Genomic DNA, 17,692 nt, shown 5'->3' on the forward strand with positions numbered 1-17,692 from the left:
GTAGTATTATTCAAGCACAGGTTCTAGAAATGTAACTTCTTCTAGTTTTAAATCATCATTGTATTTTAATAGATACACAGCATCATTAATAAAACCTCCTTTTACGTTTCTACCATATCTAAACTTATTCTCAACATAATCTGTCTCTACACCTGTCATAGCAGCATTATACAAATCATTTGCATAAGTCACTCTTAAAATGGTATCAAACATAAGGTCATACCCTCTTATAGCATTGTCACTTGGACTTATGCCGTACATATCCTCATATGTATTCACAAATTTCTTAGCTGTTGCGTACTTATACTCTTTATTAACAGATGGGAAGTGAAATTGTAAATTACGCAAGTGAGTATGTTGTATTTCATCACTATCATAGGCATTACCTTTATTTGTTGTAAATAAAACTACCTTTTTTACTCCAACTTGTGCATTAAGACTAGTAGTTACATTGCTTATGAGTGGAATATCATTACTCTCTAAAATCACCCAGTTTTCTAGTTCGTCAGAAAGCTGTTCTGCTACATCACCTGTATACAGGTAAAGACCTTTTTCTCCACTACGAGGCTCAACAGATTTAGCATTTGGGAAAATAGATTTTATTTTTATACGCGACGCTGTATTTTTAGAATCTGCAATCACAACTATATTTTTTCCTTCTCCCATCATCTTGAGATACGATAACATTTTGTCACGGAGTAAATCTTCATTTGGCTTAGAGATAAATACATTGTCATCTCCCAGTACATTGCTAGATATAGGTGAAATAACAGGAATATTACGATCACTTAATAAAGTCGACACTCTATTAATATTATTCCCTAATAAAGGTCCGATCACGGCTTTTGTGTCTTGAAAGTTATTTGATAAAACGATGCTTTCCACTTTTCGTGCATTTGTAGCAGCACCATCCTTTAAATCATAGGACGTATCATAGGTATCAATAATAGTGGATATACCAGCTTTTTTTGCATCACTCACCGCCATAAGCATACCAGAGTATAGATCTAACGATAATCTCAAAATACGATCATCCTTTAGTAATCGCTCATTTACCTTAGCGCTATCTTGACGTATGCGATCAACACCAAATGGCAACATAATCGCAATTCTTTTTGTAGAGAAATCATTTAAGCTATCTAACAAACTTACCTTTTGACTCTGAGAAATTTCACCCTCCATAGGGTTTTCCATTTCATTATCAACTTGTGGGTTGATTGACCCTGGAGTTCCTTTAGGGACGACTAGCACCATTCCCTCTTTTAAACCATCGTCTAGTGCTGGATTTAAACTAAGTAATTCATCGGCTTCCATTTGAAAAAGTCGCAACAAGCTATAGATGGTATTTCCTTTCTGAACTTCATAAATACCATATTTTTCAGAGTCTATAATTGCACTATTTGAAAAGGATCCTTGAGGTACTTTAATAATCACACCTTCTTGAAGTCCCTCTTTAACTTCGGGATTTAGTGTCTCTAGCTCTGCGATAGAAATACCATATTTACGCGCAATACCATATTTAGTTTCCTTCGCTAAAACCTTATATAAAAGATATCCGTCTGAGGTTATCTCACCTTCTTGTGGGAGTGTCTCAGAGGTTGCTGCTATAACTGCTGCATAATTAATTGGAATTCTGATTTTATCGCCTTTACGTAAAACGCCACTATATAATTGCTTATTATATTTTTTAATTACGTCCTGAGGCACTCCGTATTCTTTAGATATTCCGTATAAGCCTTCCTTACGCTTAACCTTATGAATCTTAAACTTAAGCTCTTTTTCTAGAGGTAACACTTCTTTTTGAGATGAAACAGAGATGGAAGCAGAAGCTGGCAAAATCAGTACTAAGCCTTCATAAATTCCATTTTTTGCATCAGGATTAAGTTTGGTTATATCTGCCTGATCAATATTATATTTTTTAGAAATACTACCAACAGTTTCTCCTTTCTCTACTTGATGAGACACAAATTTTTGATATGACTGTGTCTCTTTTGTTAGAGGAGCTGAACTTGTACACGCTTTCGCGAAAGCGCAACAAAAAATAACAATCCCTATTATTAAATAATTTTTCATATGTTTATTTTATTCCCACTCAATAGTCGCAGGTGGCTTAGAACTGATATCATATACCACTCTATTAACGCCTTTTACCTTATTAATTATATCATTTGAAACTTTTTGTAGAAATTCATACGGTAAATTGACCCAATCTGCCGTCATTCCATCCGTACTTTCTACCGCTCTTAGAGCCACACACTTCTCATAGGTTCGCTCATCCCCCATTACTCCTACAGAGTTTACAGGGAGTAACATTGCGCCAGCTTGCCACACTTTATCATAAAGACCCCAATCTCTTAACCCTTGAATGAAAATATAATCTACTTCTTGTAAAATACGTACTTTTTCAAGTGTAATATCTCCTAAGATTCTAATGGCCAACCCTGGGCCTGGAAAAGGATGTCTCCCTAACAAAGTGGCTGGTAACCCCATACTAGCTCCTACTCTCCTCACTTCATCTTTAAAAAGCATTTTGAGAGGCTCTACAACTTTTAATTTCATATAATCTGGGAGGCCACCTACATTGTGATGTGATTTGATCGTAGCGCTTGGGCCACCAGTGGCGCTTACAGATTCTATCACATCAGGATAAATAGTACCCTGACCTAACCATTTTGCATTTTCTACTAACTTACTTTCATCATCAAAAACTTCTACAAACACACGACCTATAGCCTTACGCTTTGTTTCGGGATCGCTTTCACCTTCCAGAGCTTCCAAGAAGCGTGCCGAAGCATCAACTCCTTTTACATTGAGTCCCATTCCTTCATACTGAAGTAACACCTCTGAAAATTCATTTTTTCTAAGCAGTCCATTATTTACAAAAATGCAATACAGATTCTTTCCTATTGCCTTATGGAGTAAAGTGGCTGCTACAGTACTGTCAACACCACCAGAAAGTCCCAAGATAACTCTATCCTCACCTAGTTGTGCTTTTAAATTTGAAACAGTGGTGTCAACAAAGGCATCTGGTGTCCAAGTTTGTGCCACCCCGGCAATATGTACTAGGAAATTCTCTAAAATCTTTTTCCCGTCTGTAGAGTGATATACTTCTGGGTGAAACTGTATCCCATACGTATCCTCATCTTCTATTTTATAGCCTGCATTTTCTACATCATTTGTTGATGCTATACGAACTGCTTTTCCCGGTAATTCTTTTATGGTATCACTGTGACTCATCCATACTTGACTACTTGGTGAAACCCCTTTAAGAAATGGTTCATCTTGAGCTACAAAGGAAAGATTTGCTCTACCGTATTCACGTGTACTACTCTGCCCCACTTTTCCATCATAAAAATGAGCAAGATATTGAGCCCCGTAGCAAACCCCTAGTAATGGCTTTTTACCTTTTATTTGTGATAAATCTGGATGGGGAGCATCCTCTCCTCGCACAGAGTGTGGTGAACCAGACAGAATTACTGCTTTGTAACTTGATAAATCTTCTGGAGGATTGTTATAGGGCTTAATCTCACAGTAAATGTTTAATTCACGTACTCTACGAGCAATAAGTTGTGTATACTGTGACCCAAAGTCTAGGATAAGGACATTATTTTGCATAGACAAAAATAACAAAGTTTATAGCAGTTATCCTCTTAACAGATTAAGAAAATATGGGATTTTTTTCACATCCTCACAAACTCGATGCTTGACACCTTTTACATCTCTATATCTAGATACACTTGAAATAAGAGGATCTTAAGCAAAACCCTTAAAAGAACTCAAGATGATGTAGTTCATTACATCTATTTGATATAATTAATAGATTTTACAGTGGGTTGATGAGCTACTACTTGTGATAATACAATTTGCGTTTTTGATTCTCCGTAAGTAATTATAACATCAATAAACTCCTCTAGATGCTTTTGATCTCTTAAAACCACCTCCATCACGATATTCTCATTCCCTGTAATTCGGTAGCAGTTTACAACTTCATTCCATTTTTTTACATTCTCAAGAAAAGGTTTCAATTTACCCATAAATGCTCTAATGGTTATAATTGCCTTGAGCTGATACCCGATCAACTCTGGTGCTATTACTGCCCTATAACTCTTTATGATTCCTACATCTTCCATTTTTCGTATGCGCTCTGCTACTGCAGGTGAACTGATACCTACAATTTTCCCAATGGCAGTATTAGATTGTCTTGCATTTTCTTGTAAACATCTCAGAATTCCATTATTAATGTTGTCTACCATAAATTTTAAAGTATTTACTCAAAAATAAATAATTTATAAAGTAAATATGCTTTTGACTTTAAAATTTAAATTGTTTTTTTCATGGGTCGATGTATTTTTAGTTCGTCATGAGATACGAACCATCTTCTACTTTTAAACAAACACCTTGTATACAAAAACTCTCTATTTATAAGAGTGCTATAGAGGTGTTTACACTTTCTCGGAAGCTTAGAAAAAACTATAGTTCTCTATCTCAAACTAAGGAAATAGTGCTTTCTCAATCACTATATGAACAACTGCTCACTACAGCAGTTTCTTTACCATATACAATTGCACAAGCTTCAGTGACAAAAAACTACACTAAAAAAATTCACTTTCAACAGAGAATAGCTGAAAGTCTTCGTTTACTAAACAAAATTTGTAGCGATTTGTCTTCTATATATCAAGGACACAAGTGCGAAGTAAATCATCTAGTAAAAGAAATAAAGCGACTTGAAAGAAGATTTCACTTGTGGTCTATCCAGCATACACAACAGAATTAATGAGCTATTTTGCTAATTTTAAGAAGTATATGTTAAAACTTGTTAAGTAGATGATTTCAAATCAATTATCGGATTAATTTTAATTTACTAATCAATATCTATAAAACAATGAGAGACATTTTATCACTTATTATCGTATTATTAATAATCGGATGGCTTGTAGGCTATTTTGGTTTTGGAGATGCAGTAGGAAGCCTGATCCACATCCTTTTAGTAATTGCTGTAATTGTAATTATTTTCAGACTTATTTCTGGAAGAAAATTATAAGTAATTTTTAATATTAATCTAAACAATAAAAGATGACCAAACGATTTTTAACACTAGCCGTTATTACCTTATTTACTCTTTCATTTGCAAGCTGTAGAGAAGAGTCTACTGGAGAAAAAATGGAAGATGCTGTAGAAGATGTAGCAGATGACGTGGAGGATGCTGTAGATTAAGTATCACATACTTCATCCTGTAATATCGGGACCTATAATTTTAAAGCCGCTCTAATTTAAGCGGCTTTTTTAATGCTTACATTTTAAGAATTAATACAACTGGTTAGTGAACATACAACGATCTATGAATTTAATTTCCAAGAATAGGTGAGCTTTAATTATTAATAGTAACTTGTACTATTAGTTAGCCACATGTCTGTTTTGTGTTCAACTTTAAAAATAAATCTGCTCTTAAAAATCACGCCTTTTTTATAGATTACGTATTTTTAAATTTTTAAAATAAGTTGTGATGAGTACGCTTTCGCGAAAGCAAATACAGCGCTCACCTAAATAGCACTAATGGAAAAAAAACAAGAATTTTTAGAATTTATTAATGCGGGTAACAGCTTTAAAGGTGATTTTATCACTATGGGAGCAGCAATGCTAGATGGAGAAACTATCACAAATGCTCACGTAAAGGTTCCTCTAAAAACTTTGAACAGGCATGGACTTATTGCTGGTGCTACAGGTACTGGAAAGACCAAAACGCTACAAGTAATCTCAGAAAACTTATCCGACAAAGGGATCCCAGTGCTTCTAATGGATATGAAGGGAGATCTATCTGGTATTGCAAAAGCAAGTACTGGACACCCAAAGATCGATGAACGCCATCAGAAAATAGGAATTCCGTTTGAACCAAAAGATTTTCCTGTAGAATTGCTTACGCTTTCAGAACAGAATGGCGTTAGGTTAAGAGCTACTGTAAGTGAATTTGGCCCTGTTCTTTTCTCAAGAATTATTGATGCCACTGTGGCTCAGTCTGGTATTATTTCTATATTATTTAAATACAGTGATGATCACAAATTACCTCTTCTCGACCTAAAGGATTTTAAAAAAATCCTTCAATATGCTACTAACGAAGGTAAAGAAGAAATCACTAAGGAATATGGACGTATCTCAGCTGCCTCCTCTGGCTCTATCTTGCGTAAAATTGTAGAGCTAGAACAACAAGGAGCAGATATTTTCTTTGGTGAGAAATCTTTTGATACTGATGATCTCACTAGGAAGACTAGTGATGGAAGAGGTGTAATTAATGTAATAAGACTCACAGATATTCAAGATAGGCCCAAGTTATTTTCTACATTTATGTTGAGTTTATTAGCCGAAATTTATGCCACTTTTCCAGAGCAAGGGGATAGTGATAAACCAGAACTAGTCATATTTATAGATGAAGCACATCTGATTTTCAAAGAAGCTTCTAAAGCATTGCACAGTCAGATAGAAAGTATTGTAAAACTTATAAGGTCAAAAGGCGTGGGTATTTACTTCGTCACTCAAAATCCTACCGATATACCAGAAGGCGTTTTGAGTCAATTGGGATTAAAAGTACAGCATGCCCTTAGAGCATTTACTGCAAAAGACAGAAAAGCAATAAAACTCACTGCAGAAAACTATCCAGATTCTCCGTATTACGATACAAAGACGGTCTTAACATCGTTAGGTATAGGAGAAGCATTAATTTCTGCACTAGATGAAAAAGGACGTCCTACTCCACTAGCTGCCACCATGTTAAGAGCACCCATGTCACGTATGGACATTCTTTCCCAAAAAGAAATTCAAGGAATTAATGATCGGTCTGAATTAGTAGAGAAATATAACGAAGAAATTGATAGAGAGAGCGCCTATGAATTACTCCAACAGAAAATAGAAAAAGCCAATGAGGCTGAGGCCAAAGAGAAAGCTAAATCTGAGCGAGCAAAAGCCTCTAAAACGAGCTCTAGAAAAACACAGAGTGCCACCTCTAAAGCATTAATTAAAGTGCTCACAAGTGCCACGGTGATTCGTGGAGTTTTTGGAATACTCGGTAAAATGTTAAAATAATAGAAAATCTAATGAAAATATATATCACACTTACAGCTGTATTACTTACTCTATCTTCCTGTTCTGATGCTAATACACACAAAATAACTCAAGACACGGTAGGACCCTTATCAAAATCGACAACAATTAATGATCTTTCTATTGTCTTTAAAAATGATAGTTTAGTGGATGATAGTGGTAGCAATGATTTTAGAACTCCACAAGGAGAAGTCACGGTCTTTGAAAAAGGAGGGAAAAAATTATTAAAATTAACTCCTCAAACAAATACTAAGGAATCAAAAGTTAAATATATACAAGTGTTTGATGATCGTTATGAAACGGATCAAGGGATTACCCTCAAAAGTACGTTTAAGGATATACAGAATGCATATACGATCAGATCCATAGAAAATTTAATAGGAGCTATTGTTATTTTTGTAAATGAAAGCGATGCATATTTTACGATCGATAAGAAACACCTTCCAGGAGATCTAAAATTTAATACCTCTTCAAAAATAGAACTCTCTCAAATTCCTGATGATGCACCCATTAAATACTTACAGATAGGATGGGAGTAAACAAAAAGTATACAATCCAAAAAAGCCCTTTTATTGTGCCTACAGATGATGGAAAGCTTATAGAAGAACATTGGGGCAACGCAACAGATGGTAATTCTGATCTTAGCATAGCACATATGGTGGCACCTCCGGGTTGGAGCGAACCTTTTCAAACTCCAGAGTTTGATGAGTACACCTATATTATTAAAGGTAAAAAACAGTTTATTATCGAGGGAGAGACAGTAATTTTAGAGGCTGGAGAAAGTATAAAAATTAAACGAAATACACGCATACAGTATAGTAATCCATTTGAAGAGTCCTGTGAGTATATAGCGATTTGCACCCCTGCATTTTCACCAGACTTCGTACATAGAGAATAAATTCTTCAAATTATTTAGAAGACCTAAAACATTACAATACCTTATCTAACACTCATTTCAAATTGAAAAAGACCTTTCAAAAATTTCTTCCCAGAGCAATCGGAGCAAAAATTAATACGATAAGCCTCTATGACAAGAAAAAGGCTTCAAAAATAGCCTTTAATATCTTTTGCACTCCTAGAGCGGGAAAGGTTTCTGAGGAGCAAGAAGCGTATTTAAAGGGTGCTAAGTCTATCAAATTGAAGACTTCTAAAAATGAATTACAATCGTACCACTGGCCGGGTAAAGGCAAAAAAGTGCTACTCATTCACGGCTGGGAAAGCAATACATATCGATGGCACTTACTTATAAAGGATCTTAAGGAAAGGGATTATGATATTTATGCAATAGATGCCCCTGCCCACGGGCACTCAAAAGGAAATATTCTTTATGTGACTTTATATGCCGAAGCTATCCAAAGTGCGGTACAAGCTTTTAAACCAGAGATGATTGTCGCGCATTCCATTGGAAGTTTAGCAACTATTTTTCATAACTTCCATTATAAAAATACTGATCTTTCAAAAATAGTTTTGCTAGGACCTGCGTCTGAACTTTCTGAAATCATGAGCGACTATCAAAAAATTCTAAGACTCAACGAGCGTACGATGAAAGCATTAGAAAAATTAGTTGTCAAACGTTTTGGCTTCAATTTTAAGGATTTTTCTGGAGCAGCTTTCGCAAAAGCAATTAAAACGCCCACCCTCCTCATTCATGACAAGTTTGATAGAATTACTCCCATAGAGGCTTCTAGGGCTATTCACAAAAATATTACCAATAGTAAACTAATTGAAACAGAAGGATTTGGACACTCTCTTTATCAACAAGAAGTGAGAGACGAAATTTTAAAATTTATCGAGCATTAACTATCTGTCGTAGCTAAACATTAAGCGCCCTTAAAGTTCGTCTTCCAGTCCTTCAACGGTACTATCATTACGTGCATTAAGATTCATACCCGCATAAAAGCCGAGTGGCTCATCTATAATGAGTTTTACTTGAAAAGAAATCTGACCTGTATGATATGAAAAATGCTCTACTGCATGTAATATAGCTCCTATTCCAGAGAATTGAAATCCTTGGACATTGTAGGTTGTGAGCAGTTGTTCATCGGTGGCTTCACTTATGGTTTTATTTACAGAACTCGTAATGAATAATAATTTTTGTAAAAGTTCATCACGGCTAAATCCATCTTCTACTTCAAACTCAAGATCTCGATCTCTATCATCTGCCTCTCCTCCTATACTAGATAGTACGTATTGTTTTAAGTTGCCGCATATGTGCAGCAGCATATTCCCTAGCGTATTTAGAGATCTATTTTGCTTCGTCCATATTTCTTCCTCTTGAATTTTAGAAAGAGCTATGCTTACCATACGTACATTTTCATCAATACGGTAAATTGCATTATCCTTAAATTCTTGGTTCCACTCTAAATCCATTCTCCTCTTAATTTGATACTATAAAATTTTCTAATTGTTTTAGAGAGATTCTATTTTCATAAATCGCTTTTCCAATAATTGTTCCTTCACAACCTAAAGCGGCTAGCTTAGGAAGCTCAACAAAGGTAGAAATTCCACCAGAGGCAATTAATTTTATGGGAAAATCTTTAGAAACTTTTAAGGAAGCTTCTAGAATTTCCTCATACAAATCAAAACTTGGGCCTTCTAACATACCATCTTTACTAATATCTGTACAGATCACATAGCGCGCTCCTTTTTCTTGATAGTTTGTGATAAACTCTACCACGTCATCATCAGATTCTTCTAGCCAACCAGATACGGCGATCTTACGGTGGTGGGCATCTGCGCCTAAGATGATTTTATCACTTCCATAGGTTTTAATCCAGGTGGTAAAAAGATCAGGATTTTTTACCGCAATACTTCCTCCCGTAATTTGGGCAGCGCCACTCTCAAAAGCGATACGCAAATCATCATCTGTTTTTAACCCCCCTCCAAAATCAACTTTTAAGCTAGTTTTGGAAGCAATTTCTTCAAGAATTTTGTGGTTTACGATATGCTTACTTTTAGCTCCATCAAGATCTACAAGATGTAGATGTTTGATGCCGTGTGCCTCAAATTGCTTTGCCACCTCAAGCGGATTTTCATTATACACCTTTTTTGTACTATAATCTCCTTTTGAAAGTCGCACGCAGGCACCTTCAATAATATCTATTGCCGGTATTATTCTCATAATTCTAAAAAATTCTTAAGTATTTGTTCACCCACACCACTGCTCTTTTCTGGGTGAAATTGGGTGCCGTAAAAATTATCTTTTGCTAAGGCACTACTATACGGTATGCCATAGGTTGTGGTGGCAATGGTCTCTTCTGTTATAGCTGCATAATAGCTATGCACCATATAGATAAAAGAATCTTCGGGTATATTTTTAAAGAAGTCTGATTTTAAATCTGAAATGGTGTTCCATTGGATTTGTGGGACTTTTACGCTTTCGCGAAAGCGTAACACATCTACCTCAAAAATACCAAGCCCTTGGGTATCTCCCTCTTCAGAATGGGCACACATTAATTGCATCCCCAAGCAAATCCCTAAAACAGGCTGGGTTAAGGAAGGAATAACTGTGTCTAAACCAGTATCTCGCAATTTTTGCATGGCACTACTTGCCTCTCCTACTCCAGGAAAAATCACTTTATCTGCCGCTCTTATCTCAGACTCTTTATCTGATAAAGTTGCCGTATATCCCAGCCGTTCTATCGCAAATTTGATACTCTGGATGTTACCGGCGCCGTAGTTTATGATTACTATTTTCATTAAAGCATTCCTTTTGTAGAGGGTAAAATCATTTTCTCTGGGTCTCTTTTTACCGAGACTTTAATAGCTTTAGCAAAGGCTTTAAAAATTGCTTCTATTTTGTGGTGCTCGTTTTCACCTTCAGCTTTGATGTTTAGGTTTGCTTTTGCACCGTCTGTAAAGGATTTAAAAAAGTGGTAAAACATCTCTGTAGGCATCTTACCGATCATCTCACGTTTAAAATCTGCTTCCCAAACAAGCCAATTTCTACCACCAAAGTCTATCGCTGCCTGTGCAAGACAGTCATCCATAGGCAAGCAAAAACCGTAACGCTCAATACCTAATTTATTTCCTAAAGCTTTCGCAAATACCTCACCTAATGCGATTGCCGTGTCTTCAATGGTGTGGTGTTCGTCTACTTCAAGATCTCCTTTCACATATATATTTAAATTCATCTGACCGTGACGTGCTATTTGGTCTAGCATATGGTCAAAAAAGGCGATGCCCGTATCGATATTAGATTTACCTGTACCGTCTAGGTTGAGCTCGATTTTGATATCGGTTTCATTAGTCTTTCGCGCAAGCGTAGCTACTCTGCGCTCCATTTTAAGGAACTTATAAATTTCTTCCCAATCACTGGTTTCTAACGCAATGTCTTTAGTAAGCTCCTCTTCTGTAACGGTGATTTCTCCTGTCCCTAGATGGGTTTCATCATTGATAAAAATACCTTTGGCTCCTAGGTTTGTAGCCAGTTGCATGTCTGTTAATCGATCTCCGATTACAAAAGAGTTTTCCAAATCATATTCCTCTGAAAAATACTCCGTGAGTAGCCCAGTTCCTGGCTTGCGTGTATCTTTATTCTCATGCGGAAAAGTGCGATCTAGAAAAACCTTATCAAAAACTACCCCTTCATTTTCAAAAGAATTCATGATAAAATTATGCACGGGCCAGAAGGTATCTTCTGGAAAGCTGTCTGTGCCTAGTCCATCTTGATTTGTAATCATCACTAGTTCATAGTCTAGCTCTTGCGCAATTTTGCCCAGCCAAGTAAATGCTTTTGGGTAAAAGGTCATTTTTTCAAAGGCATCTATTTGCTCATCTACCGTTTCCTTAATGATGGTGCCGTCTCTATCTATAAATAATACTTTTTTTGCCATTATACTAAGCTATCTAATGCGGTGATTAATTTGTTATTTTCTTCGGGTGTGCCTACGGTAAAACGTAAGGTATTTTCACATAAGGTTTGCGTACTACGATTGCGTATCACAATACCTTTTTCAATAAGCTGTTGGTAACGCATGTTTGCATCATCTACGCGAGCTAAGATAAAGTTTGCTTCTGATGGAAATACTTGCGACACGAAACTACATTCCTTAAGAGATGCGGCTAGTGTAGCACGCTGCATCTTGATATTTGCAATCTCCTCTGCCACCTCTTGCTTTTTTGCATAGCGCGCCAGCGTTTGCTGCTGGGTGAGTACGTTTACGTTATACGGTGGTTTTATTTTATTGAGAATTGCTACAATCTCTGAAGATGCCCAGCACATCCCTAATCGCAATCCAGCCAGACCATAAGCTTTAGACATGGTTTTTACGACCACAAGGTTAGGAAAATCCTTTAAACGTTGTGACCAGCTTTGGGTGTCTGTAAAATCAACATATGCTTCATCTACTATTACCAAACCATTAAAATTGGCTAGCAATTTTTCAATTTTATCTCTAGCGATGCTGTTACCGGTAGGATTATTAGGTGAGCAAATAAAAATAAGCTTGGTTTGTGCATCTACTGCTTCCAAAACCTTAGCGGTTTGTACCTGAAAGTCTAAATCTAGTGGCACCTCCTTAATGCCAATATCATTGGTTTGGGCTAGTACTTTGTACATTCCATAGGTAGGAGGCACAATAAGTACATTGTCTTTACCGGGATTACAAAAAGCTCTAAAGAGTAAGTCTAGCACTTCATCACTCCCATTGCCTAAGAATAGTTGTGCTTTGTCCAACTTTTCAGTTTCTGTAATGAGTGTTTTTAGATCGCGCTGTTTTGGATCTGGGTATCTATTGAATGAAGTGTCAAAAGGATTTTCATTTGCATCCAGAAATATCATTTCTTGATCAAAATCCTTAAACTCATCCCGTGCAGAACTGTACGGCTGCATGGCAGCAACGTTTGCTCTAACTAACGTATGTAAATCAAATTCTGTTTTCATTTGTTACTGTTATGCTATCGTATGTACTTACCTATATAAGTAGATACGTTTACTTGTTAGAATTTTGGAGCGCTTCTAGACGTAAGGTTACGGCATTTTTGTGCCCGTCCAATCCTTCGGCGGCGGCCATTAATTCAATGGCGGGACCGATGTTTTGGATTCCTTTTGCCGAAATTTTTTGAAACGTCATACTCTTCATAAAACTATCTAGATTTACCCCGCTATACTGCTTTGCATATCCATTTGTAGGTAAGGTGTGATTAGTCCCAGAGGCATAATCTCCTGCACTTTCAGGAGTGTAATTCCCGATAAAAACCGAACCTGCATTTGCAATATTATCGATGTAGAAAGATTCATTTTCTACACAAATAATAAAGTGTTCTGGACCATATTCATTAATCAATGCTAGTGCTGTTGCATCATCTTCTACAAAAATGAGTTTGCTATTGGCAATGGCATCTTCGGCGATACGCTTTCGCGAAAGCGTACTCATCTGTAGTTCTATTTCTTTTTCTACCGCCTCTAGTAAGTCTCGAGAGGTGGATACCAAAATCACCTGGCTATCTACCCCGTGCTCTGCCTGACTCAGGAGGTCTGACGCTACGAATGCCGCATTTGCCGAATCATCTGCCACGACTAGCAATTCTGACGGTCCCGCGGGCATATCTATCGCCACATTATGTTGAGTCGCCAGTTGTTTTGCCACTGTTACAAATTGATTTCCTGGGCCAAAAATCTTATACACCTGTGGGATGGTGGCAGTACCAAAGGTCATACCCGCAATAGCCTGAATCCCGCCCACTTTAAAAATCTGAGTCACACCACACAGTTGTGCGGTGTATAAAATGGCTGGGTTGATTTTTCCCTCCTTATCTGGTGGGGTGCATAAAACAATCTCTTTACATCCCGCAATGGCAGCCGGAATAGCAAGCATCAAAATAGTAGAAAAAAGGGGTGCCGTACCTCCAGGAATGTATAAACCTACTTTTTGAATAGGTCTTTTTTCTTGCCAACAGTCGACACCCGCAGCGGTAGTTACCGATATGCGTGAGGTCTGTTGCGCTCTGTGAAAACGCTCTATATTCCCTTTTGCCAGTTGGATGGCATCTTTGAGGTCCTGCGGTACTTGCGTTGCGGCATTTGTAATCTCCGTAGGTGAAACCACAAAATTTTCTAGGGATATGTTATCAAAGATGGAGGTATATTTTGCAATCGCCTCGTCTCCTTTGGATTTTACCTCCTTAAAGATATCCGTAACCGTTGCCTCAATGTCTGCTACCGTTTGGGTAGGACGTTGTAATAGGGCTTCCCAGGTGGAGGGTGCAGGGTTGTAAATCTTTTTCATAGCAATATGTTTAATGAGAGTGCGTCTAGTACATTGTTAAGAAACCATTTTTTCAATAGGACACACAAGAATCCCTTCTGCACCTTCTGCTTTTAGCTCCTCTATGATATCCCAGAATTTATTTTTATCTACCACGGAGTGTACACTACTCCACCCCGACTCTGCCAGTGGCAATACAGTAGGACTTTTCATGCCCGGTAAAATGTCGATAATTTTATCCAACTTTTCATTGCGTATGTTGAGTAACACATACTTAAAGTTGCGCCCTTTTAAAACAGACTCCATTCTAAATTTAAGCGTATTAAGAATTTGCTGGCGCTGCTCTGTGATTGAAGGCGAAACGGTAAGTACCGCTTCTGAGGTAAGCATTTGCTCCACCTCTTTTAAGTTATTTTTAAATAATGTACTCCCACTAGAAACAATATCACAAATAGCATCTGCCAGGCCGATACTAGGTGCTATTTCTACAGAGCCATTAATAATATGCAAATCTGCCGTTACTCCTTTTGAAGCTAAATACTCCTTTACGGTGTTAGGGTACGAAGTCGCAATACGTTTGCCCTCAAGATCTTTTACAGAATCATATTTTTGACCTTTAGGAATGGCCAGCGATACTTTACATTTTGAAAAGCCTAATCTTTCTAAAATAGGCAAGTCTTTCCCTTTCTCGATAAGGGTATTCTCTCCAAGAATAGCGATATCTACCACGCCGTCCCTTAAATACTGAGGAATATCTCCGTTACGTAAGTACAATACCTCTAGCGGAAAATTACGTGCGGTGGCTTTAAGCTGGTCTTTACCATTATCGATAGAGACCCCGCAATCTTTAAGTAGTTGTAAGGACTCCTCATTAAGACGTCCAGATTTTTGAATAGCAATTCTAATTTTTTGACTCATGGTTACATTTAGTTTACTCGAGATACCCAAAAAGAAAAACCCGTTTGAATATCTCAAACGGGTTTATAAATATGATGTATGCACATATCAAACTACCTCGCTTGAGCGACTGGTGTAGTATGATGATGATGTGTAAAATTTGTTTTCATTGTGGTACAAAGCTAAGAAGGGAATTTCTTATAAACAAGCGTATGCGCCAAAAAAGATTTTTTATTGATTTGGGTTAAGTAACTGCCGTAACTAAGCAAAGATGCGTGCTTCATCCGTCTATTAATATAGAACTCGCCCATAACTTTACAAATAATGCCTTTAGGTATACAGCCTAATTATAGAAAAATCGAAACGTTGTTGCAACCAGCTACAACTCAAGCATAAAGCGAATGAGGCATTTTTGAAAGCTCTATGTGCGGCTTACAGAAGCACAAATAAGTGTATATTTAGACAAAACAAATACAGACCCACAAATAAAGCAAATCAGCAAAATGCCGCACTCGCTTTATGCAGTGGCCTGTTACCACACATTTAAGAGCAACATTGAGAAATTGGAAAGACATAGAATGGATATTTGAAAAGGATGGAGCCTTAAGAGATATTTATGTTCAAAACACAACGATTTCGGATTGGAAAAAAGTGGTTGACTTATTGAACTCTGATTACAAATTGACTTTTGGAATTTATGAAGATAATTTGGCAGACAAAATTGACTTCGGATATGTGAAAAAAATGTTTGCAGACGAAACTGGCGAACTGGAAACCAAATCTGCAACAATTGATTTGGACGGAATTGTTGTCAAGTGCTACTTTTTTCTTATTGACCAAATCGAGTTTGATATTAATCCTTCTGAAATACAATCGGAATTGGAATTGAAAAAGGTAACGGATTTTATGAAGACTATAAGTGCGGAATTAGGGAAGCAAATAACGCTTTGTGGAGAAAATCAACCTGAATTTCCGTTAATAAAAATTGACTCTAAAAACGGAATTGAAAAAATCCTAACTGAAAAGGATGCTAAAAGCTTATGGAAAAAATCAGACCAAAAAGTTAGCGGATTTGCCAAATTCAAATCGACCATAATTATGAAGTACTTTCCGAAATTATTTGAGAAGAAAATATTGGAAAGTGCGAATAAAGAATATAAATCAACACTGAAAGAAAAAAACGTGTGGTAACAATGTATAACCGCAATTACGGCGGATTCGACTGCGTCCGAATCCACTCGGAATTGCTACCGTCGGTCTCTGCCGAAAGATTGTTTAACTTTAAGCCGTAACTGACGGTTATACGAAACCGTTGCCATTCATTATAAAAAAACATTACGCTGAAAACATTTAAGATTATAATCGGACTTTTATTGCTTTACGGAGCTGGAAAAGAATTTATAGACGCAAGTCGCCAACTTGGTTCATTTTTTAGACCAGAGATTATTGTTCCTGTATTACTGATGCTGATTTTATCGACTTGGTTAATTGGTAGCGGATTATCAAGAGAAAAGCTAAAATTTAAGTCTTTAGCTTTCTTAAAATATTTCGGAATTTCATTTGTCATCTTTGCAATTGTCGCATTTTTTAGTTTGAGCAGTTATGTAGTTCCGAAAAATTTCGTGACGATTAACGGACTTAAAATTCCATTGGGAAAATGTATTGACGGTAATGTTAGAGTAATTCCAAATGAAGAAGAGCGTAAAGAATATTGCGAATGTTATGTGGAAAAAATAACTAACGACCCAGAATTAAAAGCGAAATATCAACTTAAATTGGAAGGCGATAAAGCAAACGATGTTTTTAAAGAAATACAATCAAGTCCTAAATTTCTCGAACTCGGAATTGACGAATGCTTAAATTCAGTTTCTATGAAATGGACTGATAACGTTGCGAAATCAATGAAGGAAAATTGGATTAAGGAATTAACCGGAACAGAATTCGAGACAACCAATAATATTAACGAATATTGCGACTGTCTAATAGATGCGTATCGAGAATATCCGATGAATAAAATAATGACAGATAAATTTTTAGAAAGTCAAGAGGCAATCGGAATTGATGAAAAATGCACCGAACTCTCGCGGAAATAACGAAATGGCAACAACGTATATAGCTCATAGCTAATTAGTTGCTCAATCGAAGCTAAGGAATATTTGGAAATCGCCAATTTTTTAAATTTGACGATTTCCAATAAAAAAATAAATAGTAAAATTTAAAAATCTGGCTTGTGCTCAATCCGAAAATAATCGCTAATTTACACGCTACGAGCCATATACAAAACCGTGGCAGTCTGATTGGCTAGAGGGCTTGCATACTTATAAAAGTATATAAATATCGAAGGTTTTTGCACATATGCTTATTACCGCGTGGTCGTATGGCTCCGCTGTAAAATTCATAACCATCCTAAGGAATACATAAGCGGTAAAGTTTCTGGCTTTGTTAAAATTAGAAATGTATCAAAAGTAAATTTTACAGCTCTTAGCATCATCCTC

The 17,692-nt window shown here is 36.7% G+C and carries 18 protein-coding genes; 8 read left to right on the forward strand and 10 right to left on the reverse strand.

The window, feature by feature from the left end; translation table 11 throughout:
- Window positions 1–6: 6 nt before the first annotated feature.
- From OD90_RS03910 to OD90_RS03920, 3 genes are all read right to left on the reverse strand, one after another.
- Window positions 7–2,073, reverse strand: a complete 2,067-nt coding sequence (locus OD90_RS03910) for a LysM peptidoglycan-binding domain-containing protein (protein WP_144666867.1) — start codon at window positions 2,071–2,073, stop codon at window positions 7–9.
- 9 nt (window positions 2,074–2,082) lie between these two features.
- Complete coding sequence (gene guaA / locus OD90_RS03915; protein WP_144666870.1) at window positions 2,083–3,615, reverse strand: glutamine-hydrolyzing GMP synthase; 1,533 nt, start codon at window positions 3,613–3,615, stop codon at window positions 2,083–2,085.
- Between the two features lie 185 nt (window positions 3,616–3,800).
- Window positions 3,801–4,253 carry an Lrp/AsnC family transcriptional regulator gene (locus OD90_RS03920; protein WP_144666873.1) on the reverse strand — a complete coding sequence of 151 codons (453 nt, stop codon included), beginning with the start codon at window positions 4,251–4,253 and terminating at the stop codon, window positions 3,801–3,803.
- 629 nt (window positions 4,254–4,882) lie between these two features.
- On the opposite strand from OD90_RS03920, the gene OD90_RS03925 reads away from it, so the two are divergent.
- From OD90_RS03925 to OD90_RS03945, 6 genes are all read left to right on the forward strand, one after another.
- Window positions 4,883–5,041, forward strand: a complete 159-nt coding sequence (locus OD90_RS03925) for a lmo0937 family membrane protein (protein WP_144666877.1) — start codon at window positions 4,883–4,885, stop codon at window positions 5,039–5,041.
- Between the two features lie 32 nt (window positions 5,042–5,073).
- Window positions 5,074–5,214 (forward strand): hypothetical protein, encoded by a 141-nt coding sequence (locus tag OD90_RS13130; protein WP_186434708.1) that lies wholly within the window; start codon window positions 5,074–5,076, stop codon window positions 5,212–5,214.
- A 339-nt stretch (window positions 5,215–5,553) separates the two neighbouring features.
- The gene (locus OD90_RS03930) at window positions 5,554–7,074 is read left to right on the forward strand and encodes a helicase HerA-like domain-containing protein (RefSeq protein WP_144666880.1); all 1,521 of its coding nucleotides are present in this window, start codon (window positions 5,554–5,556) and stop codon (window positions 7,072–7,074) included.
- Between the two features lie 11 nt (window positions 7,075–7,085).
- Window positions 7,086–7,631: a hypothetical protein gene (locus tag OD90_RS03935; protein WP_144666883.1), complete on the forward strand. Its 546-nt coding sequence runs from the start codon at window positions 7,086–7,088 to the stop codon at window positions 7,629–7,631.
- Entirely contained in the window at window positions 7,622–7,990 is a 369-nt protein-coding gene (locus tag OD90_RS03940; RefSeq protein ID WP_144666886.1) for a cupin domain-containing protein, read from the forward strand. Before OD90_RS03935 ends, OD90_RS03940 begins: the two co-directional genes overlap by 10 nt.
- A gap of 62 nt (window positions 7,991–8,052) precedes the next feature.
- Window positions 8,053–8,892, forward strand: coding sequence for an alpha/beta hydrolase (locus OD90_RS03945; protein WP_144666889.1), 840 nt, complete (start codon window positions 8,053–8,055; stop codon window positions 8,890–8,892).
- 30 nt (window positions 8,893–8,922) lie between these two features.
- Here the strand turns inward: OD90_RS03945 and OD90_RS03950 are convergent, their stop codons facing one another.
- From OD90_RS03950 to hisG, 7 genes are read right to left on the reverse strand one after another with little or no spacing between them, the layout of a single operon-like run.
- Complete coding sequence (locus tag OD90_RS03950) at window positions 8,923–9,462, reverse strand: DinB family protein (protein WP_144666892.1); 540 nt, start codon at window positions 9,460–9,462, stop codon at window positions 8,923–8,925.
- 7 nt (window positions 9,463–9,469) lie between these two features.
- On the reverse strand, window positions 9,470–10,213 hold the full coding sequence (gene hisA, locus OD90_RS03955) for a 1-(5-phosphoribosyl)-5-[(5-phosphoribosylamino)methylideneamino]imidazole-4-carboxamide isomerase (RefSeq protein ID WP_144666896.1): 744 nt from the start codon (window positions 10,211–10,213) through the stop codon (window positions 9,470–9,472).
- Window positions 10,210–10,791 carry an imidazole glycerol phosphate synthase subunit HisH gene (hisH, locus tag OD90_RS03960; protein WP_144666899.1) on the reverse strand — a complete coding sequence of 194 codons (582 nt, stop codon included), beginning with the start codon at window positions 10,789–10,791 and terminating at the stop codon, window positions 10,210–10,212. The genes hisA and hisH overlap by 4 nt, the downstream gene beginning before the upstream one ends.
- The gene (gene hisB / locus OD90_RS03965; RefSeq protein ID WP_144666902.1) at window positions 10,791–11,927 is read right to left on the reverse strand and encodes a bifunctional histidinol-phosphatase/imidazoleglycerol-phosphate dehydratase HisB; all 1,137 of its coding nucleotides are present in this window, start codon (window positions 11,925–11,927) and stop codon (window positions 10,791–10,793) included. Before hisB ends, hisH begins: the two co-directional genes overlap by 1 nt.
- Complete coding sequence (gene hisC, locus OD90_RS03970; protein WP_144666905.1) at window positions 11,927–12,976, reverse strand: histidinol-phosphate transaminase; 1,050 nt, start codon at window positions 12,974–12,976, stop codon at window positions 11,927–11,929. Before hisC ends, hisB begins: the two co-directional genes overlap by 1 nt.
- Window positions 12,977–13,025: 49 nt before the next feature.
- Window positions 13,026–14,321, reverse strand: a complete 1,296-nt coding sequence (gene hisD / locus OD90_RS03975; RefSeq protein WP_144666908.1) for a histidinol dehydrogenase — start codon at window positions 14,319–14,321, stop codon at window positions 13,026–13,028.
- 36 nt (window positions 14,322–14,357) lie between these two features.
- The gene (gene hisG, locus OD90_RS03980; RefSeq protein ID WP_144666911.1) at window positions 14,358–15,218 is read right to left on the reverse strand and encodes an ATP phosphoribosyltransferase; all 861 of its coding nucleotides are present in this window, start codon (window positions 15,216–15,218) and stop codon (window positions 14,358–14,360) included.
- A 498-nt stretch (window positions 15,219–15,716) separates the two neighbouring features.
- On the opposite strand from hisG, the gene OD90_RS03985 reads away from it, so the two are divergent.
- Both OD90_RS03985 and OD90_RS03990 read left to right on the forward strand, forming a co-directional pair.
- A complete protein-coding gene (locus OD90_RS03985; RefSeq protein WP_144666914.1) occupies window positions 15,717–16,388 on the forward strand; it encodes a hypothetical protein in 672 nt (223 codons plus the stop codon).
- Window positions 16,389–16,570: 182 nt separating this feature from the next.
- Window positions 16,571–17,290, forward strand: a complete 720-nt coding sequence (locus tag OD90_RS03990; RefSeq protein WP_144666917.1) for a hypothetical protein — start codon at window positions 16,571–16,573, stop codon at window positions 17,288–17,290.
- Window positions 17,291–17,692 lie beyond the last annotated feature (402 nt).

The sequence above is a fragment of the Dokdonia sp. Hel_I_53 genome, assembly GCF_007827465.1.
In the GTDB taxonomy this organism is placed as follows: domain Bacteria; phylum Bacteroidota; class Bacteroidia; order Flavobacteriales; family Flavobacteriaceae; genus Dokdonia.